The organism is Kangiella taiwanensis, assembly GCF_020005165.1.
Taxonomy (GTDB): Bacteria; Pseudomonadota; Gammaproteobacteria; order Enterobacterales; family Kangiellaceae; genus Kangiella; species Kangiella taiwanensis.
This window is the reverse complement of the sequence record NZ_JAHCLT010000002.1, coordinates 227,920-253,443: the sequence shown is the minus strand read 5'-3', so window position 1 is coordinate 253,443 and position 25,524 is coordinate 227,920. Positions and strand designations below refer to the sequence as shown.

The 25,524-nt window shown below is 43.2% G+C and carries 17 protein-coding genes; 11 read left to right on the top strand and 6 right to left on the bottom strand.

The window, feature by feature from the left end:
* Positions 1–153: 153 nt before the first annotated feature.
* Positions 154–2,214, top strand: a complete 2,061-nt coding sequence (ppk1, locus tag KFK88_RS06660; RefSeq protein ID WP_396326650.1) for a polyphosphate kinase 1 — start codon at positions 154–156, stop codon at positions 2,212–2,214.
* A 47-nt stretch (positions 2,215–2,261) separates the two neighbouring features.
* On the opposite strand, the gene KFK88_RS06655 is transcribed toward ppk1, so the two are convergent.
* Both KFK88_RS06655 and KFK88_RS06650 read right to left on the bottom strand, forming a co-directional pair.
* Positions 2,262–3,809: a Ppx/GppA phosphatase family protein gene (locus KFK88_RS06655; protein ID WP_223577999.1), complete on the bottom strand. Its 1,548-nt coding sequence runs from the start codon at positions 3,807–3,809 to the stop codon at positions 2,262–2,264.
* Between the two features lie 21 nt (positions 3,810–3,830).
* On the bottom strand, positions 3,831–4,586 hold the full coding sequence (locus tag KFK88_RS06650; RefSeq protein ID WP_223577998.1) for a YciK family oxidoreductase: 756 nt from the start codon (positions 4,584–4,586) through the stop codon (positions 3,831–3,833).
* 92 nt (positions 4,587–4,678) lie between these two features.
* Here KFK88_RS06650 and pdsR point away from each other — a divergent pair, with 92 nt between their 5' ends.
* The 3 genes from pdsR to KFK88_RS06635 are packed head-to-tail and all read left to right on the top strand — an operon-like array spanning position 4,679 to position 10,436.
* Positions 4,679–5,371: a proteobacterial dedicated sortase system response regulator gene (gene pdsR / locus KFK88_RS06645; protein WP_223577997.1), complete on the top strand. Its 693-nt coding sequence runs from the start codon at positions 4,679–4,681 to the stop codon at positions 5,369–5,371.
* A gap of 18 nt (positions 5,372–5,389) precedes the next feature.
* Positions 5,390–7,390: an ATP-binding protein gene (locus KFK88_RS06640; RefSeq protein WP_223577996.1), complete on the top strand. Its 2,001-nt coding sequence runs from the start codon at positions 5,390–5,392 to the stop codon at positions 7,388–7,390.
* Positions 7,391–7,424: 34 nt separating this feature from the next.
* Positions 7,425–10,436 carry an EAL domain-containing protein gene (locus tag KFK88_RS06635; protein ID WP_223577995.1) on the top strand — a complete coding sequence of 1,004 codons (3,012 nt, stop codon included), beginning with the start codon at positions 7,425–7,427 and terminating at the stop codon, positions 10,434–10,436.
* Here KFK88_RS06635 and KFK88_RS06630 read toward each other — a convergent pair.
* Genes KFK88_RS06630 through KFK88_RS06620 form a run of 3 tightly spaced genes read right to left on the bottom strand, consistent with a single transcriptional unit; the run spans position 10,411 to position 13,185 of the window.
* Positions 10,411–11,085: an HAD family hydrolase gene (locus KFK88_RS06630; RefSeq protein ID WP_223577994.1), complete on the bottom strand. Its 675-nt coding sequence runs from the start codon at positions 11,083–11,085 to the stop codon at positions 10,411–10,413. The genes KFK88_RS06635 and KFK88_RS06630 overlap by 26 nt on opposite strands.
* 5 nt (positions 11,086–11,090) lie before the next feature.
* Positions 11,091–11,819, bottom strand: coding sequence for a bifunctional 2-polyprenyl-6-hydroxyphenol methylase/3-demethylubiquinol 3-O-methyltransferase UbiG (gene ubiG, locus KFK88_RS06625; protein WP_223577992.1), 729 nt, complete (start codon positions 11,817–11,819; stop codon positions 11,091–11,093).
* Between the two features lie 10 nt (positions 11,820–11,829).
* On the bottom strand, positions 11,830–13,185 hold the full coding sequence (locus tag KFK88_RS06620) for a TRZ/ATZ family hydrolase (protein ID WP_223577990.1): 1,356 nt from the start codon (positions 13,183–13,185) through the stop codon (positions 11,830–11,832).
* Between the two features lie 228 nt (positions 13,186–13,413).
* Between KFK88_RS06620 and gyrA the strand changes: the two genes are divergently transcribed.
* Both gyrA and serC read left to right on the top strand, forming a co-directional pair.
* The gene (gyrA, locus tag KFK88_RS06615) at positions 13,414–16,032 is read left to right on the top strand and encodes a DNA gyrase subunit A (protein WP_223577988.1); all 2,619 of its coding nucleotides are present in this window, start codon (positions 13,414–13,416) and stop codon (positions 16,030–16,032) included.
* A gap of 96 nt (positions 16,033–16,128) precedes the next feature.
* Complete coding sequence (gene serC / locus KFK88_RS06610) at positions 16,129–17,220, top strand: 3-phosphoserine/phosphohydroxythreonine transaminase (protein WP_223577986.1); 1,092 nt, start codon at positions 16,129–16,131, stop codon at positions 17,218–17,220.
* On the opposite strand, the gene KFK88_RS06605 is transcribed toward serC, so the two are convergent.
* Positions 17,212–17,955, bottom strand: a complete 744-nt coding sequence (locus KFK88_RS06605) for a GGDEF domain-containing protein (protein ID WP_223577985.1) — start codon at positions 17,953–17,955, stop codon at positions 17,212–17,214. The genes serC and KFK88_RS06605 overlap by 9 nt on opposite strands.
* A 430-nt stretch (positions 17,956–18,385) precedes the next feature.
* On the opposite strand from KFK88_RS06605, the gene KFK88_RS06600 reads away from it, so the two are divergent.
* From KFK88_RS06600 to KFK88_RS06580, 5 genes are all read left to right on the top strand, one after another.
* On the top strand, positions 18,386–21,241 hold the full coding sequence (locus tag KFK88_RS06600) for a TonB-dependent receptor (RefSeq protein WP_223577984.1): 2,856 nt from the start codon (positions 18,386–18,388) through the stop codon (positions 21,239–21,241).
* Positions 21,242–21,438: 197 nt separating this feature from the next.
* Positions 21,439–22,539 carry a histidinol-phosphate transaminase gene (gene hisC, locus KFK88_RS06595; RefSeq protein WP_223577983.1) on the top strand — a complete coding sequence of 367 codons (1,101 nt, stop codon included), beginning with the start codon at positions 21,439–21,441 and terminating at the stop codon, positions 22,537–22,539.
* Positions 22,540–22,548: 9 nt separating this feature from the next.
* Positions 22,549–23,235, top strand: a complete 687-nt coding sequence (gene cmk / locus KFK88_RS06590) for a (d)CMP kinase (protein WP_223577982.1) — start codon at positions 22,549–22,551, stop codon at positions 23,233–23,235.
* A gap of 132 nt (positions 23,236–23,367) precedes the next feature.
* The gene (rpsA, locus tag KFK88_RS06585; protein WP_223577981.1) at positions 23,368–25,041 is read left to right on the top strand and encodes a 30S ribosomal protein S1; all 1,674 of its coding nucleotides are present in this window, start codon (positions 23,368–23,370) and stop codon (positions 25,039–25,041) included.
* A 174-nt stretch (positions 25,042–25,215) separates the two neighbouring features.
* A complete protein-coding gene (locus KFK88_RS06580; RefSeq protein ID WP_223577980.1) occupies positions 25,216–25,518 on the top strand; it encodes an integration host factor subunit beta in 303 nt (100 codons plus the stop codon).
* Positions 25,519–25,524 lie beyond the last annotated feature (6 nt).

Sequence of the window (25,524 nt, the reverse complement as noted above, 5' to 3'; positions counted from 1 at the left end):
ATTACCTAGGTGTGGCTGTGATGCAGATTTGCTATATTTGATAAGTCATTTTTGATTCGGCTATCGTATATGGACAAGGCTTCTACCCAACCGTCACAATCTGCTAACTCAGTAGCAGACATAAAGGCGTTAACTTTTGAAAAGCTTGAGGGAATGAACCTGACTAACCCGAGTCACTACTTGAACCGAGAGTTGAGCCTACTCGCTTTCAATTGGCGAGTATTACAGCAAGCTCTTGACCTCAGTATTCCACTACTGGAACGTATTCGCTTTATCTTCATTTGCAGTAACAACCTTGATGAATTCTTTGAAGTTCGTGTCGCTGGGCTACGCCATGACTTGGCTCGAGGTGATACCAAGCCGAGTCTGAATGGCGCGTCAACTGAGCAAGTCTTAAGAGATATTAACGAACGTGCCCATGCGTTAGTTGATGAGCAATACCGGATTTTTAATGAAGAGCTATTGCCTAAATTGGCTGAGGAGTCGATCCAATTTCTACCGTCACATGAGTGGAATGATGAGCAATATAAGTGGTTAAAAAAATACTTTAAGCAACAAGTCATGCCTGTGATTAGTCCGATCAGCCTTGATTTAACTCATCCTTTCCCACGACTCGTTAACAAGAGTTTGCATTTCCTACTGCACCTACACGGTAATGATGCCTTTGGTCGAGATCTTGAGTATGCGGTATTACACATGCCTCGATCGTTGCCCAGAATTATTGAGCTTCCAGAAAAAGTGGGTGGTTCGAAAGAGCACAACTTTGTTTATTTGTCGTCGATTATTTCAGAATTTGCTGAAGACTTGTTTCCTGGGATGGATATTCATGGCTGTTATCAATTCCGTCTAACGCGAGATAGTGATTTACTACTCGAAGAAAATTCTATTGAAGATTTGGCAAGTGCTTTAAAGCGTGAACTTCAGTCGAGAAACTTCGGTGCTGCTGTACGGTTGGAAGTGGGGAAGTCTTGCCCCAACAAGATCGTTAATTTCCTTTTGCAAAAGTGTAATTTAACGCCTGATGAGCTTTACCGTGTCGATGGACCGGTCAATTTAAACCGTCTTATGTCCTTGCCGGAGTTAGTTGATAGACCAGATCTGAGGTTTAGTGGTTTTACTCCGAAAGTACCAGGTGAGATTGCTCGCCGAGGTGTGTTTGAGGTCATGGCTGAGCGTGATATTTTGTTGCATCACCCTTATCAAAGCTTCCAGCCCGTGGTGGACCTAGTCCGGCAAGCGGCTAGTGACCCATACGTCTTAGCGATTAAACAGACGCTGTATCGTACAGGAAGCCAGTCAGCCATTGTCGAGGCGTTAATTGAGGCTTCTCATGCCGGTAAGGAAGTAACAGCTGTCGTTGAGTTAAGAGCTCGTTTTGATGAGGCTGATAATATTGAGCTTGCCCAAAAACTCCAAGAGGCTGGGGTGTTGGTGGTTTATGGTGTCGTGGGTTACAAGACGCACGCTAAAATGACTCTGGTGGTTAAAAAAGAAGAAAAAAGTAAAAAGCTCACACGATTTGTTCATTTAGGCACGGGTAACTATCATGCAGGAAATGCTCGGCTTTATACCGACTACAGTTTATTAACCTCGAACCCCGAGATGTGTGAAGATGTGCATAAGGTCTTCCAGCAGCTGACAGGAATGGGCAAGGTTTATGAGCTCAACCAGTTATGGCATGCACCATTTACCTTGCATAAGAACATACTCGCAGCCATTGACGGAGAGACAAAAAACGCTTTAGCAGGGAAGGAAGGGCGAATGATCATAAAGCTCAACTCCCTTACTGACCAGTCCCTTATTGAAGCGTTATACCGAGCGTCAATTGCTGGAGTTAAGATTGACTTGATCATTCGAGGGGTATGCTGCTTGTCGCCTGGTATTAAAGGCGTGTCTGAGAATATTCGAGTCCGTTCAATTATTGGGCGTTTCCTTGAGCATTCACGGGTGTACTATTTCTATAATGATGGTGAGAAAAATTTATATGCAGCTTCTGCTGATTGGATGGAGCGTAACCTTTACCATCGTGTTGAAACGTGCTTCCCAATCCTACAGGCAGACATAAAAAAACGCATGCTAGACGAACTGTCATTGATGCTTAAGGATACCCAGCAAAGCTGGATATTACAGGCTGATGGCGAATATCGTCTGGAACCGTCAAAAAACACTAAGCCTAAAGTTCAGCAACAATTGCTTGAGCGTCTTTCGCGTTAGAAACGCATTACACTACACCTCTTTTAAGTAACTATATCGTCGCGCGCTTACGAATCTAGAGTATGTATTGTTAGCCTGATACCGTGATACTCAAGGTAAGCGGCCTCGCGATTAAGCTCGGCTATCACAAGCTGGTGCTCTTCGGCCCAAGAGCTAGGGATGTTGATGGTTAACCCATGGTTGACATCAGCTTTGAATGTTAATGTCTGAATATTGTGTGTGTCACGTTTGACATTAAACAGAATCGCCAAACGCAATATTTGGACCACAGAAAGTAAGGCGGATTGCGGGTCGTACTTATTGTCCAACTGCTCAACAAAAAGCTTTTTCTTTTGATTGGCTATGATGGCAGCTAAAGAGTCCTTCGTTTGTTGGCTAAACCCCGGCATGTCTGCGTATTGAACAATATAGGCACTATGCATTCTTAGCTTCGAAAAGCTGATGGATAAACCGATTTCGTGCAACTGACAAGCCCAATCAAGATAGTTCTTGTAGATAGGATCGTATATTCCCCATAGATCAGCCGTTTGGTCGAATATCAGTTGTGCGCTTTGCTGAACCTGATGAGCGTGCTCTTGATCGACGTTAAACCGTTTCATTAAACTAAAAGCTGTTTGGTGACGTATATCATTCCCTTTGAGTTCTTCAGCTAACTCTAACAAAATGCCTTCCCGTAGGGATGCATCAGCGATATGCATTTTATCAATATCAAGTGTTTCAAAAAGGCCGTAAAGAATAGCTACGCCGCAAGCAAATGTACTTTTACGACTTTCGGTTAAACCAGAAAAACTGACATGATCGAAATGACCAATTTCAATCAGTTTTTGTTTCAAGAACTTTAAATGCTCAAAGGTAATAAAGCCTTGAGCGAGATTTAAGTTGGTTAAAACTTTATAGATCGATTCGATACTGCCAGATGAGCCTAGGCAATGTTCCCAGTTACCAGCGCGATAGAACTTTTTAACCTCAGAGACTTCAATAGCCGTATTAATCACGGCTTGATTAAAGTTTTGTTCGTTGATGACGTCATTTGGGAAGAATTTTTTGGTTGTTACACATCCAAGTCCGAGGCTATCTAACACTTCGGATTCAAACTGTTCACCTAATATAATCTCTGTACTACCCCCGCCAATATCAATCACTAAAGCACGCTTGAGGTCGGGATGATTGTGCGACACACCGTCATAGATCAAGCGAGCCTCTTCGCGACCGGGTAAAATATCAATGCTGTGATTGAGTATTTGCTCAGCTTGCTTAACAAACGTTGAGGCGTTAACGGCTTTGCGCAGCGTAAATGTGCCGACGACAGTAACAAATTGACGATCAATATCTTGAATACGCTCAGCAAAGAGCTGTAAGCAGTTTAGTCCGCGCTGAATAGCTTCGTCGGAAAGAATATCGTTCTGGTCTAGTCCTGCGGCTAGCTGAACCTTTTCTTTTAAGCGACTGATGACGCGAAGTGTGTGCCCATCAAACTCTGCAACAGCTAAGTGAAAGCTATTGGAGCCAAGATCTATTGCAGCAAACTGTACTGGGACAGCTGACTCTACTGTGGAGTCAGCCGTTGTTGCTTTATGTAAACTGAGGTTCTTCAAGCATGCTTCCTTGTATCGAGCTTAAGCTTTTTTGATGAAATCTCTAGCGTCAATGGCTTGTCCGTTAGCTGCTTTCGACGCGTCATCCATTAACCACAAGTAGGCAGGCATGATGTCTTCAGGTGTTGGTAATGTTTCAGGATCTTCGCCAGGATAAGCGTTTGCTCGCATTTTGGTCCGAGTTGCGCCTGGGTTAATGCTATTCACACGGACATTGCTAGTCTCAAGCTCGTCAGCTAATGTCTGCATCATGCCTTCATTTGCAAATTTAGAGGCTGCGTATGCACCCCAGTAGGCTCTTCCTTGGCGACCTACACCTGAAGAGGTGAATACTAACGATGAGCTTTTCGATTTTTTCAGTAGAGGGATGCAGTATTTTGTCAGTAAAAAGGGTGCATTAACGTTGATCTGCATGACTCGCATCCAAGTTTCGTCATCAAAGTGCTCATAAGGGCTTAATAGTCCCAAATCACCGGCATTGTGTAGCAATCCGTCTAAGCGACCAAATTCTTTCTCGATAACTTCCGCGACCTTTTGGTAGGTCTCAGGGTTATTGTCTTGTAAATTTACAGGTAAGTAGGCGGGTTGCGGATAACCTAACGCCTCAATTTCATCATAGACTTTCTCTAGTTTACGCGTATCTCGGGACAATAGAACCACCGTTGCCCCGTTATTTGCATACTCAAGAGCGACTTCTTTGCCGATTCCGTCTGTTGCTCCAGTGACCAAAATGATTTTATCTTGAAGAAAGTTGTCGTTAGGTTGGTAGTTTTGCATGAAAAAGTCTTAAAATGGTTGGATTATTCAGTAAAGTTATTTTACCTTACTTACCTATAAACTGGTAGACAAGCGAAAAATTAGGAAATTCCATGGGCAAGCGAATCGCAGTTGTTGAAGACGAACCATTGTTACAACAAAACTATAGCATGGCTTTAAAAAAGTCCGGCTACGAAGTCGTAGTTTACGAAACGAAGCAAGAAGCAGAAACGGCTTTTGCTAATCGTCTACCTGATTTAGTTTTATTGGATATTGGCCTGGGAAATGAGCATGAAGCAGGGTTTGAGATCTGCCGTAGTTTGCGCCAAAAATCGACCCAGTTACCCATCATCTTTTTGACGGCCTTAGACAGTGATTTAGACATTATCTCTGGATTACGCTTAGGTGCTGATGATTATTTGACCAAGGATATCAGCTTACCGCATCTCTTGGCCCGAATTTCAGCACTATTTCGTCGCTTAGACTCTTTGCAGACCGCTCCTAATGCGAATGCCATTCATGAAGTAGGTTCTCTTGAGATTGATAACGAGCGCTTAAGTGTGAAATGGAACGGCCAGTTAGTCGATTTAACGGTCAGTGAGTTTTGGATCGTCAACGCGTTAGTGTCTCGTCCGGGTCATGTTAAAAACCGTGAGCAATTGATGCAGGCGGTAAAAGCTGTTGTCGATGATAGTACCATTACGTCTCACATTAAGCGCATCCGCCAAAAGTTTCAGCGTATCGACAAAGAGTTCGATTCTATTGAGACGGTTTATGGGATGGGTTATCGCTGGAATCAAGCTTAGTTGGTATAGTCTTTACTGATGAAATCTTTATCTCTCAAATGGCGCATTTTATTGATCAGCTGTGTATTTTTGCTGATCCCGCTAGCGAGTTGGTTGATTGACAGTAAGTTTGAGAGCGACTTAGAGAGAGATAATTTCCAGCAAACCATTCAACAGGCAAATAACCTACGCAGTTTCTTTGAACAGTTAATTCAGCATGATAATAATTTTAGACAAAAGCTTGATACTAATGGTGTGAAGCCTAGTTTACAGGTCGCGCTCCGTGAAACGGGTATTCTAGTCGATGGTTTTTCAGACGAATGGTATCCCTATCATGGTTTTAGTACTAGCATCCAGAACTTTGGTCAAAAGGCTGAGCTGAATTTGGTTGAAGACCAGCAGCACTTTTTTCTGCTACTTAAGGTCGAGGATGATGACATCATTTATCGGAAAAGGCTCGATATGACCGGGCTATCGGATAAGGTTGAGTTACAGCTTGATGGTTATCGACTACAGTTTTCACCGCAATCGCCAGGTCGTGTTTCTGCGTTACGCCAAACCAGTAACGGTTTTATAGACATCAATTCGGTGTATGCGGTTTGGCAGGAGTCAACGCGAGGATATCAACTTGAAGTCCGACTGCCACGTGATCTAGTAGGGACAATGTTCAGTGCAGAAATTCATGATGTAGATAACGGCAATGCTGGTCCAGAGCTACAGGGCTTGTATTCATTTACAAATTTCGAACAAGTTACGCTTAATAGCATGTTGAATGTCGGGGCCCTATCTCGCCTGAGTGCAGATGATTATCGAGTCATGGTAACGAATCTGTCTGGTGATATTGTCTATAGCTATGGCCAGCCTCATCAGGATATTAAAGGACATTGGCGTAATAAACTTTGGTTAAATGACCTAAGTCCGATAGAAACCAGAGGAAGTAAGGTCAGCTTATCCAGCGAAGAGTTAGACAAAACATTGCAAGGCCAAGCTCAGGAGCAATTAATCAGTGAAGGAAAGCTTACGGCATATTCAAGAATACTTGAACCATTGTATGATGGAGAGCAAGTCGTTGGGGCTTTGATTTTAGAGTCATCAGCAATCAACCAAAAGTTATACCTACGTGATTTCTGGTTACGCATGTTGCTCTTAATGCTGCTATTCTGGGTATTGATGGTGTGGTGGTTATACCGCTCCAGTAAAGACTACAGTCGCCGTATTGTTGAGCTTCGAGATATTACCGAGGAGGCTGTCTCGGAACAGGGCCAAATTCGCCATGTCATCGAACGAGAAGAATACTATGATGATGAAGTCGCCGATCTGACAAACACTTTCTCACATCTGACAACTCGCTTGAAGCAGCATCACGATTATCAGGAAAAACTAGTCGCAAGACTTAACCATGAACTGCGCACACCCATCGCGATTATTCGCAGCTCGTTAGATAACTTAAGCATTGAAAACTTATCGGAACTTGATGCACAGATGCTACAGACTGCACAGTCGGGTGCGAGTCGCATGAGTCAAACTTTGAGTCGTCTCAGTGAAGCAACTCGATTAGAGCAGGCGATTAAGAGCGCTGACAAACACACGTTCGATATGATATCAGTGCTGCGTGACTTGACTAGGGCATATGCGACTAACTGGCCAGAGCATCGCTTCGAATTTATATCAGAATTAAGTGACGTCGAATTGAAGGGATCTCGTGATCTTTTTGTGCAAATGGTGGATAAATTAATCACAAATGCTGTTGATTTCGATGATAAATCTAACCCGATAAAGCTTGAGCTTAAGACTGAAGAGTCTCGGCTGGTATTTGAAGTCAGCAACCGTGGCCCCGTGATTGATAAGAAAGCGCTTAAGTCAGTATTTAGCTTAATGCATTCCAGTAGAAAAAACTCAGGTGGGCACTTGGGGCTAGGTCTGTATCTTGCAAAACTTATTGCTAACTATCATAACGGGCATATCGTTGCGAGAAATCATGCTGACCAAGGTGGGGTAAGCATTGTCATTAGCTGGAAAAATAAATATTTTACCGATTGAGCTTTCTGAATTATTATGGTGTTAGGAAGCCTTTATGGAAAAAGACAAAAGAATCACACACCACCAAGAGCTGTTACTGGAAGTTTCGCGAGATCTTCTGAATAGCGACTCAGTACAGCAGACTGCTGACATTATCGTTAAAGCTTTATACTCGAGTATTAAAAGCTTTGACTGTGCCTTTTTTCGCTTCGAACCTGCGCATAATCAACTGATCTGCATCTCCTATGCTAGTAATGACTCAAAGCAAAGCTTTAAACTAAAGCCAATTATGATAGGCGCTGGTGTGGTCGGGCATGCGGCTATGAACCAGGAGTCGATATTAGTGGCGCATAGCTCAGATTGTGATTACTGGCTCCAGTATTTAGATAATACCTGCTCTGAATTAACTGTACCTGTTGTTTACAACAAACAGCTGATAGGGGTTATAGATCTTGAAGATGAAAGGCAAGGGTACTTTTCAACATCACATCAATCGTTAGTAGAGGCAGTCGCTGATTTAGTTTCAGCACATTTAAGTACACAGATTCAAACAGAAAAGCTTCAGGGCCAATTCAGTCAATTACAACACCACAGCCAAGGTATTAATGAGAAAGAGAGCCAACAGCGTCTTATTCTTGATAACATTGTTGATCCTGTATTTGTATTGGATGGGGCATGTAAAATTATCGATATGAATGACAGTGCATCGCTGCTACTTGGAGCTTCTAAGAATGAACTTACTGGTCAAAAGATTCAGCTCTATGAAACTGCTGCAGATGGTAGTAATACCTTACCTTTTTATAAAAAAACGTCTTTTCAGTCACCAACCATCCTTAATGTTGTTTATACCTCTGTATCAGGCATCCCAAAAGAATACGAGTTAGCCATCAATAAACAAAGTGACAATAGATTTATCACCTCGGCAAGAGAAACTCAGTACAGAGAGGATTCTTTTCTAGAGCTTAAAAGCAGTCGAGAGTTTTTAAGAGAAGTCTTAAAAACCACTCCAGATATAGTTTATAGCTTTGACTTAGAACGTGATCAGTTTGTTTTAGGGCAGAGAAGACTATCAAAAATGCTTGGCTACCCAGAGCGCCACTTTTCTGGCTGGAAAGATATTCTTTCCTTAGTTCACCCTGATGATCTCCCTAGCTTGTTAGAAAGAGGGGAGAATATACTTAACTCCTCCAAAGGTGATGTGGTTTTTTCAGAAGCGCGATTAAAGCATAAGACCGGGAAGTATCTTTACTTACAAAATTACGCGGTGGTCTTTCGAAGAGCTGACGATGGAACTCCTATTTCTGAAATCGGCACGGTGAGGAATATCACCGAGCGCAGGGAATTGAAGAAAGAGATCCGTCGGAGAGATCATTATTATAAGTCATTAGTCGAGAATGCATTCGATGGTATTGCTTTATACAATGCAAAAGGTTTTTTGAACTTTGCTTCTGTAAGCGCCCAAAAACTATTAGAGTACGAAGAAAATGAAATCTTGGGGAAGAGTGGCTTAGAGTTTATACATCCAGACGATCTCCCTATAGCCCGCTCGGCTTGGGAACGGGTTATGTCTAGCCCTGGTAATGTCGTGCGGATACCTGAATATCGTATTCTTAAAAAAAGTGGTAGCCCTGTTTGGGTGGAAAACACTCTTGTGAACCTATCACAAGACAGGCACGTCCAAGGGGTGGTTAGTAACTTCAGAGATATAAGCCTCAGAAAGCTGTCCGAAATGTCTTTGCATCGTTTGTCTAACTTCGATCAGTTAACTGAACTGCCGAACCGTAACTCGTTAGTCAGGTATTTAGAGCAAACACTTTCTGTAAAGAATTATAATTTTAAATCGTTATCACTAATCTACTTCGATATTGTGAAGCTGCATTTAGTGAACAATGCCCACGGGAACACTGTTGGCGATGAAGTGATCAAACAGGTTTCAAATACTTTAGGCAGTTATAGCGATGCTTTTGCTTTTCTATCCAGAGCAGGAGATGACGAGTTTGCTGCAATAGTTCTTGATACCGATAACCTGAGTATCACTAAAACTATTGAAAAAATCATGTCATCTTATAACAACATGACTTCGGTAATGGGGCATGAAGTTAAAATCAATCTTAGAGCAGGTATCGTTTCATACCCTCAGGATGCTAATAATGCAGAAGAGCTTTTAGTTTTAGCCGAAAATACGGTTAAACAATTAAAAAGAGGAACAGAACCTTTTTCTTTTTACCACCAAAGTGAAACGGTTAATGCGAAAGAGCGTTTTAAAATTGAAAAAGATATTATTCACGCCATTGCTCTTGACCAGTTCACTTTAGCCTACCAACCGGTACTGTCTCCATACACTGGGAAAATACATTATTTTGAGGCACTACTGAGATGGAAGCATCCTGAGCTTGGTTATATTCCCCCTGATAAAATCATCAATATTGCCGAAGAAAGTAATTTAATACACTCGCTAACCGATTGGGTCTTAGAGTCAGCTATCAAGCAGGTCAAAAGCTGGAAAGAGCATGGTTATTATTTGAAAGTCGCTATAAATATCTCTCCTAAAGATTTTTTGCGAGATAATCTAGTTTCTACATTACAGTCACTACAAAATAAGTACGATGTTTCATCTCAACATATTGGAATCGAAGTCACTGAGAGTGCAGCGATGATTGATACTGGCAAGTCCAAAGCAATTTTAACTGAGCTAAAAAATATGGGGATTACTACGGCGCTGGATGACTTTGGTACAGGATACTCCTCTATCAGTCTTTTGGCTAACCTACCTGTCGCTAAGGTGAAAATTGACAAATCATTCGTTGATAGCTTAGGCAAAGAAGAGCCTTCTCATGAGAATGGCGTTGATAACAATGTCATTGTTGAAAACATTCTTAGACTTGCAAAAAGTTTTAACCTGACCTCTGTAGTAGAGGGGGTGGAGACGATGGAGCAAATAAAGTTATTAATGAGCTACGGCTGTGATTATGTGCAAGGCTATCTATATTCAAAGCCTTTATTTCCTAATGAGCTTTTGAAATACCTTGAAACGCACAAAGCTAACCAAATTTCTGAGCAAGCATAGACATAAGCTCCCTAGGCTGCTCTAAAGTTAGATCTGCCTCCCAACGATCAGTATCATCATCTGGTGTGATGTAACCCCACTTGGCAAGCACCGTTTTCATACCTGCAGCGCGACCAGCAGCGATATCTCTTTCAGCATCACCGACATAAATGCATTGTGTTGGTATTAATCCTGCTTCTTTGCAGGCTGCAAATAGCGGGGCGGGATTAGGTTTTCTTGGTTCAATAGTATCTCCGCTGACCACGGTAGATGCTTCTTTGTCTAAGCCTAGCGCATTCAGTAATGGCTTTGTCAGGAATTCCGGCTTATTCGTCACAATACCCCATTGAATGTTTGCCGTTTTGAGTTTGTGGAGGAACTCCGCTAAACCGTCAAAAAGCTTTGTTCGAACAGCGATGTTCTCACCATAAATATGAAGATACTGTTCCCGCATCGCGTTAAAGTTGGTGTCGTGAGTGTCAATACCAAAACCAATACGCAACATAGCAATGGCGCCGTGAGACACATAAGGACGTATTTCAGAGTAAGGCAAAGGCGCTAGTTGATGCAGCTCTCTCTGAATATTTAACGCTAGGGCCATGTCAGGAGCGGTATCAAGTAGCGTGCCATCCAGATCGAATAACACGCCTTTTATGGTCGGCTTCATCATGCGTGCTAGTGTGAGTTTGGAGTTGTATGGACGATATAGTTGACGTCGACGTTGTCGCTCATCCAATACTTTTTAGTTAATGGGTTGTAGTGCATACCCTCGATGCTTTTGAATTCTAAACCATTCGGGCGGCTCCACGACTCCAGTTCCGAAGGACGAATAAACTTCTTAAAGTCGTGAGTACCTTTGGGCAACATTTGTAGCAAGTATTCCGCACCGACAATCGCGAATAAAAAGCTTTTCGGGTTGCGGTTGATCGTTGAAAAGAAAACGTGGCCGTCTGGCTTAACCAATTTACGACAGGCTTCAATAATGGAGCTTGGCTCTGGCACGTGTTCAAGCATTTCTAAGCAGGTGACAACGTCGAACTGACCTGCATGGTTTTCGGCAAACTCTTCAGCTGTGCTTTGCAAGTAATCAACTTCAACGCCTGACTCTAATTTATGCAATTTAGCGACTTGTAACGGCATTTCACCCATATCAATCCCTGTGACCGTTGCGCCTTCTTTGGCGAGTGACTCGGTTAAGATGCCGCCGCCACAACCGACGTCGAGCATTTTTTTGCCGTGCAGGTTACCCACGCGATCCATAATAAATTTAAGACGAAGGGGGTTAATATCATGAAGGGGTTTAAAGTCACCTTCTTTATCCCACCAACGCGACGCCATTTGTTCAAATTTATTGATTTCATGAGGGTCGACGTTTGCTTGAGTACTGTTTTTTGATTCTGACATGTGATTTGTCCTACGACGGTTGAATCTTAGCGCGCCATGACTTGGCCATATTGAGTAACTTTTCAAGGTTAAGCTGAGTCAGCTTTCCATCGGCTACTTGGAGTTTTCCGTTTACCCACACATGGCTGACTTGCTCTCGACCAGCAGTATAAACGATTTGAGAGACAGGGTCATACATTGGTTGGGCTTGAAGCGTATCTAAATGAATCGATGCAAGATCTGCGGCTTTTCCCACCTCAATCGAGCCGCAGGTTTCTCCAAGACCCAGCGCCTCAGCGCCACCCATCGTTGCGGCATACAAAGTATCTTTTGCCGTGCAAGCTTGAGCTGACCCAGTATAAACCTTGCTCAGTAAAGAAGCCGTTTTCATCTCTGAAAACATGTTAAGGTCGTTATTACTGGCATTACCATCTGTACCCAGAGCAACATTCACTTCCGCGGTTAACAAGTCCTGTATAGGACTGATACCACTGGCAAGCTTCATGTTCGATTGCGGACAGTGAACCACTGAAACGCCATGGTTAGCGATGGTTTCGATTTCGTTACGTTGAAGCTGCGTCATATGCACGGCAATCAGGTTCGGGTTTACCAAATCCAATTCTTGAAGTCGCTTCAAAGGACGCTTACCGTATTGTTTCATACTTTCTTTAACTTCATGAGCGGTTTCATGAATGTGCATGTGCACTGGAATAGAAAGCTCGTTACTCAATGTCGCAATTTTCTTCAGTGGCTCGTCTGAAACGGTGTAAGGGGCATGAGGGGCAAAGGCAAAACTCAGTAAATCGCTGTGCTTATAATCATCACGCAGGCTTAAACCCTTTTTGATGTAAGCCTCCCAGCCAGAGCCCCAGACAGAAGGAAAATCGAATACCAGCATACCGACGCTAGCCCGCATGCCGATGTTTTGGGCAACTTTCGCGGTCATGTTGGGCTGAAAGTACATATCATTGAAGCAGGTGGTGCCAGATAAAAGCATCTCTGCTACTGCAAGTGTCACGCCATCTTCACAAAACTTGTCGTCTACCCATTTTTTTTCCGCAGGCCAAATATGATTTTCGAGCCACATCATGAGTGGCAGATCATCAGACAGACCTTTAAACAAGCTCATGGCAGCATGGGTATGAGAGTTCACGAAGCCCGGGATGAGTACTTGCCCAGGTAGCTTGAGGTGTTGATCGCTTGAGTAAGCTTCCAGTAGCTGTTCGGTGGGTTCTATAGCGACGATTTTGTCCTTATGAATAGCAACGGAGTAGTTGCGAAAAGGCTCGAGTTTACGCTTGCCTTTGTAGCTTACGGGTATTACCCACTCTGGGCTAATAATCTGATCAACAGACTGTAATGATGGCTGATTTGTGCTTTGGTTCAAAGCATTCTCACTTGTTATATCAATGAGTTAACTGCGGCTATTATACCTGACAAAAGATTAATTCATAACCAATCAAATATTTATTCAAAGATCGTTCAAAAAACATACGGATTAAGAGATAAAAATTAGCGAAAAAAAGAGGCCTGTGTTAGAATTATCTGCTTAAATCGAAGCATAATGTCTTTGAGTTTCTAACTATAACTATCAGAATTTAAAGGGTTTTTCAGAATGGGTGAACTTGCCAAAGAGATCCTGCCGGTCAATATTGAAGATGAGCTAAAGGCGTCTTATTTAGACTACGCCATGAGCGTGATTGTCGGCCGTGCACTACCAGATGTTAGGGATGGGTTAAAGCCAGTACACAGACGTGTTTTGTACGCCATGAATGTACTGGGTAATGACTTTAACAAACCATACAAAAAGTCGGCTCGTGTGGTCGGTGACGTGATTGGTAAATACCACCCACACGGTGATTCTGCGGTTTATGACACCATTGTTCGTATGGCTCAGCCGTTCTCGCTTCGTTACATGTTAGTCGATGGCCAAGGTAACTTCGGTTCGATTGACGGTGACTCTGCTGCTGCGATGCGTTATACGGAAGTGCGTATGATGAAGCTGGCGCATCAGCTTCTCGCCGATTTAGAAAAAGAAACAGTCGACTTCGAAGACAACTATGATGGTTCTGAATCAGAGCCAACGGTGCTTCCAACACGAATTCCCAACTTATTAGTCAACGGTTCATCCGGTATCGCGGTTGGTATGGCGACTAATATTCCGCCGCATAACTTGAACGAAGTTATCGACGGTTGTTTGGCGCTGATTGAGAATCCTGATATCACGATTTCAGAGTTGATGGAGTACGTCAAAGGCCCTGACTTCCCGACAGCTGCTATCATTAATGGTCGTGCGGGTATCATCGACGCTTACAATACTGGTCGTGGCAAGATTTACTTGCGTGCCCGAAGCCATATTGAAACTGATGAGAAAAATGGCAAAGACTCTATCGTTGTGACTGAGTTGCCGTATCAGGTTAATAAAGCCCGCCTGATCGAAAAAATTGCTGAATTAGTTAAAGACAAAAAGATAGAAGGTATCACAGGTTTACGTGACGAATCTGATAAAGACGGCATGCGTATGGTGATTGAATTGCGTAAAGGTGAAGTACCAGAAGTTGTACTGAATAATCTATACGCACAGTCTCAGATGCAGAATGTTTTCGGTATTAACATGGTTGCGTTGGATAACGGTCAGCCTCGTTTGTTTAACCTGAAAGATGCTTTAGATGCCTTTGTGACTCACCGTCGTGAAGTAGTGACTCGTCGTACGATTTACGACTTACGCAAAGCACGTGAAAAAGCTCATGTGTTAGAAGGTTTGGCGATTGCGCTTGCTAACATTGACGATGTGATTGAGCTGATCAAAAAGTCGCCGACGCCAAAAGAAGCGAAAGAAGAATTGATGGATCGCCAGTGGGCGCCGGGTCAGGTTGCTGACATGTTGGCACGTGCTGGTACTGAAGCTTGCCGCCCTGAGCATCTACCTGCTGAGTTTGGTTTCCATGATGGCTATTACAAGCTCTCAGAAGAACAAGCGAAAGCTATATTAGAACTACGTTTGCATAAACTGACAGGTCTTGAACACGATAAAATTATCAGTGAATACAAAGACTTGCTTGGCTTGATTGAAGAGCTTTTACAAATTCTTATGAGCAAAGAGCGTTTGCTTGAAGTGATTTGTGAAGAGCTTGAAGAAGTCAAAGAAACTTTTGGTGATGAGCGTCGTTCTGAAATTTTAGACAGCAAACTAGATTTAACCATTGCTGACTTAATCACTGAAGAAGATGTGGTAGTAACGCTTTCTCATGAGGGCTATGTTAAATACCAGTCTTTATCAGACTACAAAGCCCAACGACGTGGCGGTCGTGGTAAATCAGCCACAAAAATGAAGGACGAGGACTTTATCGATCGACTGCTAGTTGCCTCAACGCACGACACTATTCTGTGTTTCTCGTCGCGCGGCAAAGTGTACTGGTTAAAAGTCTTTGAACTGCCAAATGCTGGTCGCGGTTCTCGCGGTAAACCAATCGTCAATGTATTGCCACTAGAAAAAGATGAGAAGATTAGTGCGATCCTTCCTATCCGTGAGTTCTCAGAAGAGCGTTTTGTCTTTATGGCGACAGCGAATGGTACTGTGAAGAAGACATCTTTGGAGCAGTTCTCACGTCCACGTTCGAACGGTATTATCGCGCTGACTATTGCTGATGATGATGAGCTGATTGGTGTTGCGGAAACGTCTGGTGAAGATGAAATCATGCTCTTTAGTGACGCGGGTAAGGTAATTCGCTTTGGGGAAGATGCGGTTCGGGCAATGGGCCGAACGGCGCGAGGCGTACGAGGTATGAAGTTACCAGAAGACGCTAAAGTGATTCAGATGCTGGTGGCAGAAGAAGATTGCTCAATTTTAACGGCAACGGTAAACGGTTACGGCAAGCGTACCGCTGTTGAAGATCACCCGCTACGTGGTCGTGGTGGTCAGGGCGTCATTTCTATCCAGATGAGTGATCGAAATGGTGAAGTCGTCTCAGCTGTGCCTGTGATTGACGGCGACGAAGTGATGCTAATTAGTAAAGGTGGCACACTTATCCGCACAGGCGTCGATGATATTCGTGTCATGGGTCGTAACACGCAAGGCGTGCGCTTGATTCGCTTGGATGATGGCGAGACACTAGTGGGCTTGCAGCGTATCGTTGAACTTGATGTCGACGATGATGAGTTAGAAGACGACGTTGAATCTGAAAGTGTTGAGTCGGCCAGCGTCGAGTCGGATGACGAATCAACAGAAGATTAATTGATAGAAGATTAGGCTATTAGACCTGACAAGAATATTTCGGTAGTCTGGCGCTCAAGGTTATTGTGTTTCTAGATTATTTGAATGGAGAGTGAAATGACTCGTGCATTTAATTTCAGTGCCGGGCCTGCTGCAATACCAACAGAAGTATTAGAGCGAGCGCAAAAAGAGTTATTAAATTGGAACGGTTACGGTTGCTCAGTCATGGAGCTCGGGCACCGTACACCTGACTTTCAGGGGATATTGGATAACACTGAAGCCAAGTTGCGTCAGCTTCTAGATATTCCTGACAATTATAAAGTTTTGTTTATGCACGGCAGTGCATCGCATCAATTCTCTATGGTTCCGATGAACTTTCTGGCGCCAGGTGAAACTGCAAACTATCTTGACATGGATCATTGGTCCAAAATGTGCATTAAGGAAGCGCAGCGCTTTAATGATATGCATATTCAGCAAGGAATCCGAACCAACTCTGATGGTCTACTGGAGCTTGTTCCTGAAGATGAGTGGGAGCTTAAGGATGAAGGTAAATACCTTCATTTTACGTCTAACGAAACCATTGTCGGCGTACAGTTCCAAGACGATCCTGACCGATTTGCAGGAAAGTTAGTCAGCGACATGTGTTCCGATATCTTGTCTCGACCGATTGATATCGAGAAGTATGCGTTAATCTACGCAGGTGCCCAGAAAAACATCGGGCCATCTGGCATGACGATTGTGATTGTTCGTGAAGATTTGTTTGATAGCTTTCAAACAGAGCGAGTTCCTGCTTTATTCCAATACCCTCATGTGTCAGCTAAGGGCTCCATGCCGAATACACCGCCTAGTTTCGGTATTTATTTTGCTGGTCTGGTGTTTGAGTGGTTGTTAGAGCAGGGGGGGATTGAAGAAATGCACCAGCGTAATCTTAAGAAAGCACATATGCTGTATGATTATGTTGATCAATCAGACTTCTATCATTCTCCTGTAGCAAAAGGCTCGCGCTCTTTTATGAATGTCGCTATTCAGATGAAAGATCGCAAACATGAAGAGCAGTTTTTAAGTGAAGCTCGAGAGAACCACTTAATTGCATTAAAAGGTCATAAAACCTTTGGCGGCCTCAGGGCGAGTATCTACAACGCTATGTCTATTGAAGGCGTTGAAACTTTGATTCGTTTTATGGATCAGTTTGAACAGAAGTTAAAGTAAGCTCTCTGCCACTTTATAACAGTTTCTACCTGCTGACTTGGCTTCGTACAAAGCCTGGTCAGCATGGTGAATTAAGTTATTAATCTTAAAATCATTTTCTGGGAAAGACACTGTAATACCGATGCTCGCAGTGTATTTTATCGCTTGCTCGTCAATCGTTACCACTCTATCGGATACGACTGCCAGTAACTTCTCGGCAAACACTTTAGATTGAACTAAGTTAGTGTTGGGTAAGATGAAAGCAAATTCCTCGCCACCAATACGTCCTGATATGTCGCTTTGTCTAATCTGCTTTAGCACAAGCTCCCCAAAGTCTTTTAGAATCGAGTCACCAGCTTTGTGACCATATTGGTCATTAATATCTTTAAAGTGATCCAGGTCGAGAACGACAACACCAAACGTTGTTTCTTGGCGTTTTGCCAAATAGTATTCCTGTTCTGCACGATGAAGAAAGGCGCGTCGATTAAGCAAGCCCGTGAGTTGGTCGAATAAGGCCCATTCTGTCATTTTTTGTTCAAGTTCAATCACGCGAACGAACAAGCCAACTAAATACCAAGATAAAATAGGAGCGACGATTAGTGGAATCACAGCGGCACGAATAAGAGAGCTATAACTATACGTAACCTCTTGAAAAGACTGAAATATATAGTTAAGTCCCACCGCTAAAAGTACTGCAATGATGGAAATCACTATAACGACTTTTATTCGACCTATTTTATAAATGACTGTGCGCATATAAATTATTGCCAAAGCAAATATGCATTACACTCTAATTCACTTTATGGCTTACGGAAAGTTTTTTGTGAACAGCGTCACAAAAAATTACATTTCTTTTAGCCTTTAATCTATATTCACTTTTGTAAATTAGGAAAAGATTTCTTACTGGTGATGATAATCACCATTATAGCTTTTCGTTATAAAGTGCTTATACCTCAACAATAGCAAGATTTTACTCGAGTTGTTTATTAGAAAAAATTAATAAAACCATTTTGGATGCTTGTTAAAGAAAACTCTATGTTCAAATAGGCGTGATTTTGCATATGTAAGCAACTGTTGCAAAGTGTTTCCAAACCTATTAGGTTTTCCATTGCTCAAGATTTAAATTCATAAAAAAATCTAGGGTTTAGTACAAAAAAAATCATCAAACATGAGAGGAGACATGTCTATGGGGAACCATTTTTCCTTTAAAAAGGCCGTAGCGCACACCGCTGTGGTTGTCGCGTTAGGGTTAGGTAGCGCAAGCCTACATGCAGCCAGTAACGTAAATGGTGTTATTGCTGGTGATGTTTCTGTTGGCAATGCAACGGTAACCGTAACTAATGAAAGCACAGGCCTAACACGTACGGTACGAACGGATGTGGATGGCGAATATCTTTTTCCTGCATTACCAGTCGGTTCATATAAAGTCACTGTATCTAAGGATGGGTATCAAAGCTATACACAAAATGTAACAGTAGCTATTGGTACTCGAGCTGATATTGACGTTGACCTTGTTGAGGAGGGTGTAGAAACAGTAACTGTTACGTCTGGTCGCATTCGCTTGGATACCACCACGGCAGAGTCTGCACTAAACATCACAGAAGCTGAAGTAGACGTATTGCCGGTGGGTAGAAATATTACTGCTGTTTCTTTACTTGCACCGGGAACACTGCAGGGTGACTCTGCATTTGGTAACCTACCTTCATTTGGTGGTGCGACAGTAGGTGAGAATGCTTACTACATCAATGGTTTTAATGTGACTAACTTCCGTAATGGACTTGGTGGCAGTACCATCCCGTTTGAGTTTTATGAGGCATTCCAAGTTAAAACGGGTGGCTATAGTGCTGAGTTTGGTCGCTCAACAGGTGGTGTGGTTAATGCTGTAACAAAGTCTGGTACTAATGAGTTTGAGTGGGGAGTCGACTTTTTTTGGGAGCCGGATAGCTTGCGTGACCGTAGAAAAGATATTGTACGCCCTAGTGACGGCACTGTTTTAACAGACAACAGTCGTGATGAAGATGACTTCACAAATGCAGTTATTCATGCGAGCGGTGCGATTGTAGAAGATACGTTATTCTTCTACGCTCTTTACAATCCACGTGATAACGAAACTCAAGATTTAGTCAGTGGTGGCTCTCAAATTCAGACCGGCACTAATGATGATGCTTTCTGGGGAGCTAAAATAGATTGGCAGCTCTCGGCTAACCACTTGGTTGAATACACAGGTTTTTCTGACGGCAGCAGCTCCCAGTTTGTTACTACAGACCTTGACGGATCTAACCCGCGCGTAGCTTTCCAGAACGCTGGTGGCGACAATCATATATTAAGCTATAACGGTCAGTTTGGAGATTTAGGTGTTAGAGCTTTATATGGTCAAAGTGAGTATGACCGAACTGCATACAGCGCATTGGACAATAACCCTCTTATTATCGATATAAGAGGCGGTGTTCGTCGTGACCTCGGTAACTGGGCAAACGGATTAGTAGGGACATCTAGTGATGAAAAAGATGCATTCCGATTGGACTTTGACTGGTATTTAGGTGATCACCAGCTACGCTTTGGCTTCGATGAAGAAAACTATACTGCTTCTGATCTGCAACAATACTCTGGCGGTGTTTATTGGTTATATAACGATGATGCAGGGAGTAGTACAGGAGAAAACGTGAGAGAGCGTTTTTACTTCAATGGTGGTGATTTCGACACTAAGTCTCGAGCGCTTTACATTGAAGATATCTGGAGCCTAGGTGATGTCACTTTAACTCTTGGTCTTCGTAACGAGTATTTTGATAATAAAAATGCTAATGGTAATACTTTCACCAAAATTGATGACCAGCTTGCCCCTCGACTTGGCATGGCATGGGATATTAATGGTGACGGTTCTGCAAAACTATTTGCTAACTATGGTCGCTACCATCTTCCTGTTGCGACCAATACCAACGTTCGTTTAGCTGGTTCTGAGTTTTTCACAGAACAATTTTTTGAGTTAAATGGATTAAATGCTGATGATAGTCCAATCAAAGGTCCTGCTTTAGGTCCTGTCTCAGTATTTGGTAACGGGGAAGTTGCTGACGAGCGCGCCATCGTTAATCAAAATCTAGACCCTATGTATCAGGATGAGTATTCTGTTGGCTATGAGATGGCATTTGAAAATAATGTTACCGCTGGTATCCAGTTCATTCATCGTGATCTGAAGTCAACGCTTGAAGATGTTGCTATTGATGCTGCAGTATTAGACTGGGCTGAAGAAAATGGCATGACTCAGACCGTTGATGGTGAAGACCCAGAAGACGTTTGGACAGGCTTCCATCAGTATGTTCTTACTAACCCTGGGCAAGATATGAGAATTTATCTTCCTGAGTTTGAACAATTTGCTGATTTAAGCGCAGAACAACTTGGTTATCCAGAGTCAGAGCGTAAATATAATGCAATTAAGTTAGACTTTGAGCGTCCATGGGATGGCGATTGGGCCCTGCAAGGTTCGTATGTCTGGTCGCAAAGCTATGGTAACAATGAAGGTTTCGTCCGAAGTGATAACGGTCAAGATGACGCCGGGTTAACAACTTTGTTTGACCAACCTGGACTGCTTGATGGTGCCTACGGTTACTTGCCTAATGATCGTCGCCATACTTTAAAGTTATTCGGGCGCTTTGGTTTAGCAGACGAATGGCAATTGAGCTATAACTTCTTATGGCAGTCCGGTCGCCCTGTGAATGCGTTCGGTGTACATCCTACAGATGCGTTTGCAGCTGCTTACGGCGCTGAGTCATTTTATGAGAACGGCCAGTTGGTGCCTCGAGGTAGTCGTGGCAGAACACCTTCTATTCGCGAGTTAGACTTAGGCTTACAATACAGACCTCATTGGGGAGAAGAGTATGCCCTAACATTCCGTATGGATATGTTTAATGCTTGGACTACAGAGGCAAATCGAGAGGTTGTAGAAACAGCTGAAACTGACTCGGGTAATCCAAACCCTAACTACTTAACGCCAACTGCTTACCAAAGCCCGCGTTCAGTACGTTTAGGCTTTTCAGTTAACTTCTAACTAAAAAGAAGTAACCTATAGATATTTCAGGCCGCCTTGTTGCGGCCTTTTTTATATCTCAGCTCAATATCAAGATTTATGGTTATTTGGGGTGAAAGTTGACACTTTTTCTTGGATAATGTGCGCAAATTTATATGGCTACAGCCTATTTTTCTATCGATAAAGCGCTGAGCGTAAGAATTAAGACGGAGTCTGTTATGAGTTGTGATTTTATACAGTTAGCGAATTCAGGGGTTCAAGAGTTACACCCTTATCAGCCGGGTAAGCCGATTTCGGAGCTGGAAAGAGAACTGGGTATTACTAATATTGTTAAGTTGGCGAGCAATGAAAACCCAATCGGTATCAGCGCCAAGGCGCAAGCTGCGATGGAGAAAGAGTTTTCTGAATTAGCACGCTATCCTGACGCGAACGGCTATTATCTTAAGGCTAAAATCGCTGAACGTGTTGGCGTTGACATCAATCAAATTACCTTGGGTAATGGCTCGAATGATGTTTTAGAGCTGATTGCACGCGTATTTGTTGCTCCTGAGCATGAAGTGATTTTTTCGCAGCATGCGTTTGTGGTTTACCCCATTGTGACGCAAGCAATTGGCGCTAAGAAAGTTGTGATTCCTGCGAAGGACTGGGGCCATGATTTAGAAGCCACGGCCGAAGCGATTACGTCAAATACTCGTATGATATTTATCGCTAACCCAAACAATCCAACAGGTACTTGGGTTAAGTCTGGTGAGCTAAAAGCCTTCATGGATAAGGTGCCAGAAGACATTTTAGTCATTTTAGACGAAGCGTATTACGAGTACGTAGAAGATAAAGACTACCCACAAACGATTCCTTGGATTAAAGACTATCCGAACCTCATTGTGACTCGTACTTTTTCTAAGGCGTACGGTTTAGCCGGTGTTCGAGCAGGCTATGCGGTAGCGAATGAAGAAATTACAGGCCTTATCAACCGCCCACGTCAGCCGTTTAATATGAACTCTTTGGCTTTAGCAGCGGCAGAAGCAGTATTAGATGACCATGAGTACTTACAACGTGCCTTAGACGTCAATAAAGCAGGTATGGAGCAGTTGGAAGCCGTTTTTAGAGAGCTTAACTATGACTATATTCCATCAGTGACTAACTTTATTACCGTGGATATGGGCAAGCCAGCTGGACCGATTTATCAGCACATGTTGGAGCAAGGCGTTATTGTTCGTCCTGTGGCGAACTATGAAATGCCAAACCACCTGCGTGTGAGCATTGGTTTAGAAGAAGAAAACGCCAAGTTCATTCGAGTTTTACGAGAAATGACGAAGTAGGGGGCTGGTTTGAGTGAAACGCCAACGATCCCAGTAGTTACGGTTGATGGTCCTAGCGGTTCAGGCAAAGGGACCATTAGCCAGATATTAGCCACGAAGCTCGGCTACCACTTATTGGATAGCGGAGCTTTGTATCGGCTGACAGCATTAGCGGTCATCAAAAATGATATTGATATCAACCAGGTAGACAAGGTTGCACAAGCCGCTTTGGACTTGGATGTGGTATTTGATCCGCAACCCGATGGTGAGCAAAAAGTGCTACTAAATGGTGAAGATGTTGGCGTTCAATTGCGCTTAGACGAAACCAGCGCCATGGCCTCACAAGTGGCGGCGATTCCTGAAGTTCGTGAGGCGCTGCTGATACGTCAGAAACAATTCAGGCAGAAGCCTGGTCTTGTTGCCGATGGTCGTGACATGGGGACGGTGGTTTTTCCTGATGCCGAGCACAAGGTGTTTTTGACTGCAAGCCCCGAAATACGGGCAGAAAGACGCCATAAACAGTTGATCGAAAAGGGCGTAGATGCTAATATTTCGCACCTTCTAAAAAGCATCATCGATAGAGATGAGCGTGATCGCACTCGTACTGTGGCCCCATTGGTGCCAGCAGAGGGTGCTTTTGTTATTGATAGCTCAGATTTAACGATTGATGAAGTGGTTCAGCAAATCCTTGATTTTATAGGCTTTTCTGAACAGTGATTGGAAAAGTTAGTTCGCACGGATGATGAACTAATAAAACTCATTGACCCATGGCAACGGGAAAGTCGCATGGTGATTTTAACTAAGTCTCTGTCTAAGAAAGTCTTAGCAGAGTGTATCAGGTACTAACGAATGAGCGAAAATTTCGCAGAACTATTTGAACAGAGCCTACAGAACGTAGAAATGCGTCCAGGCGCTATCATCACCGGTACGGTTGTTGATATTGATAATGAAGTTGTTGTTGTTAACGCTGGCTTAAAGTCAGAAGGCGTTATCCCTCGTAGCCAATTCATGAGCGACAAGGGTGAGCTAGAAGTTAACGTTGGCGACGAAGTCGAAGTAGCATTAGACGCAGTAGAAGACGGTTTCGGTGAAACTCGTCTATCACGTGAGCGTGCTAAGCGTATCGCTGCTTGGGGTGTGCTTGAAGCTGCACATGAAGCAGACGAAACAGTTACAGGTGTTATCACGGGTAAAGTTAAAGGTGGTTTCACTGTTGAAGTTAAGTCAATTCGTGCTTTCCTTCCTGGTTCATTGGTTGACGTTCGTCCAGTACGTGATACTTCACACCTTGAAGGTGTTGATCTTGAATTTAAAGTTATCAAACTTGACCAAAAACGTAACAACGTAGTGGTTTCTCGTCGTGCTGTTATCGAGTCTGAAAACAGTGCAGAGCGTGAAGAGCTTCTTGCTAACCTTGAGGAAGGTGCAGAGCTTAAAGGTATCGTTAAGAACCTTACTGATTACGGTGCATTCGTTGATTTGGGTGGTGTTGACGGTCTTCTACACATTACAGATATGGCGTGGAAGCGTATTAAGCACCCAAGCGAAGTGGTACAAGTTGGTGACGAAATCGACGTTAAAGTATTGAAGTTTGACCGTGAGCGTAACCGTGTTTCTCTAGGTATCAAGCAGCTTGGTTCTGACCCATGGGTTGATATCAATGACCGTTACCCAGAAGGCGCACGTCTACAAGGTCGTGTAACTAACCTAACTGATTATGGTTGTTTCGTAGAGATTGAAGACGGTGTTGAAGGTCTAGTACACGTTTCTGAAATGGATTGGACTAACAAAAACATCCACCCATCTAAAGTTGTTAACTTAGGTGACGAAGTGGAAGTTATGGTTCTTGACATTGATGAAGAGCGTCGTCGTATTTCTCTAGGTATTAAGCAATGTGTGCCTAATCCTTGGAACGAATTCGCTGCAACTCACAACAAGAACGACAAAGTGACTGGTAAAATCAAATCAATCACTGACTTCGGTATCTTCATCGGTCTTGACGGTGGTATCGACGGTCTTGTACACCTTTCTGATATTTCATGGACAGTTTCTGGTGAAGAAGCGGTACGTGACTTCAAGAAAGGCGACGAAGTTGAAGCAGTTGTATTGTCTGTAGACGCAGAGCGTGAGCGTATCTCTCTAGGTATTAAGCAAGTTGATTCAGATCCATTTGCTGAGTACTTAAGCGAGCACCCTAAAGGTTCTGTAGTTAAAGGTAAAATCATCGATGTTGACGCTAAAGGCGCAACAGTTGAGCTAGCAGAGAACATTGAAGGTTATGTTCGTGCTTCTGATATCGCTCCTGAGCGTATTGAAGATGCAAGCAAGCACCTAAGCATTGGTGATGACATCGAAGCGAAATTCGTTGGCGTAGACAAGAAAAACCGTAACTTAACCTTGTCTATCAAAGCGAAAGACGCTGCAGAAGAAGCTGAAGCAATCAAAGAATTCAGCAACGAGCAGAGCTCTTCTCCTGCAACTCTAGGTGATTTATTGAAAGAGCAGCTAGGTGATGACGAGTAATCTCACTGCTGATTTTTCTTAAAATCATGAAAGCCCAGCGTTTGCTGGGCTTTTTTTTGCCTGTTGCTAATGTGGAAATTTGTAAAAAATACCATATAATTAAAATAGTTAGATGATTTTTGCAGTGAAATACCCCATACTAATGGGTATTCAATTAAATGGAGGTCTAGACCAATGACAAAATCACAATTGATTGAGTGTCTAGTGGATAAAAATCCTCAGCTATCGGTTCGTGATGTGGAACTGGTAGTGAAGTCACTGATTGACCAGATGTCTGAAACGCTATCAGATGGTGGGCGAATTGAGATCCGTGGCTTTGGAAGCTTTTCGCTTCATTACCGAGCTCCTCGTGTCGGCAGAAACCCGAAAACAGGTGAGTCAGTCACTTTACAAGGGAAGCATGTACCTCACTTCAAGCCTGGTAAAGAGTTGCGCGAGAGAGTTGATGAGGGTAAGGACAAGCCCATTAAACCATAGAAATAC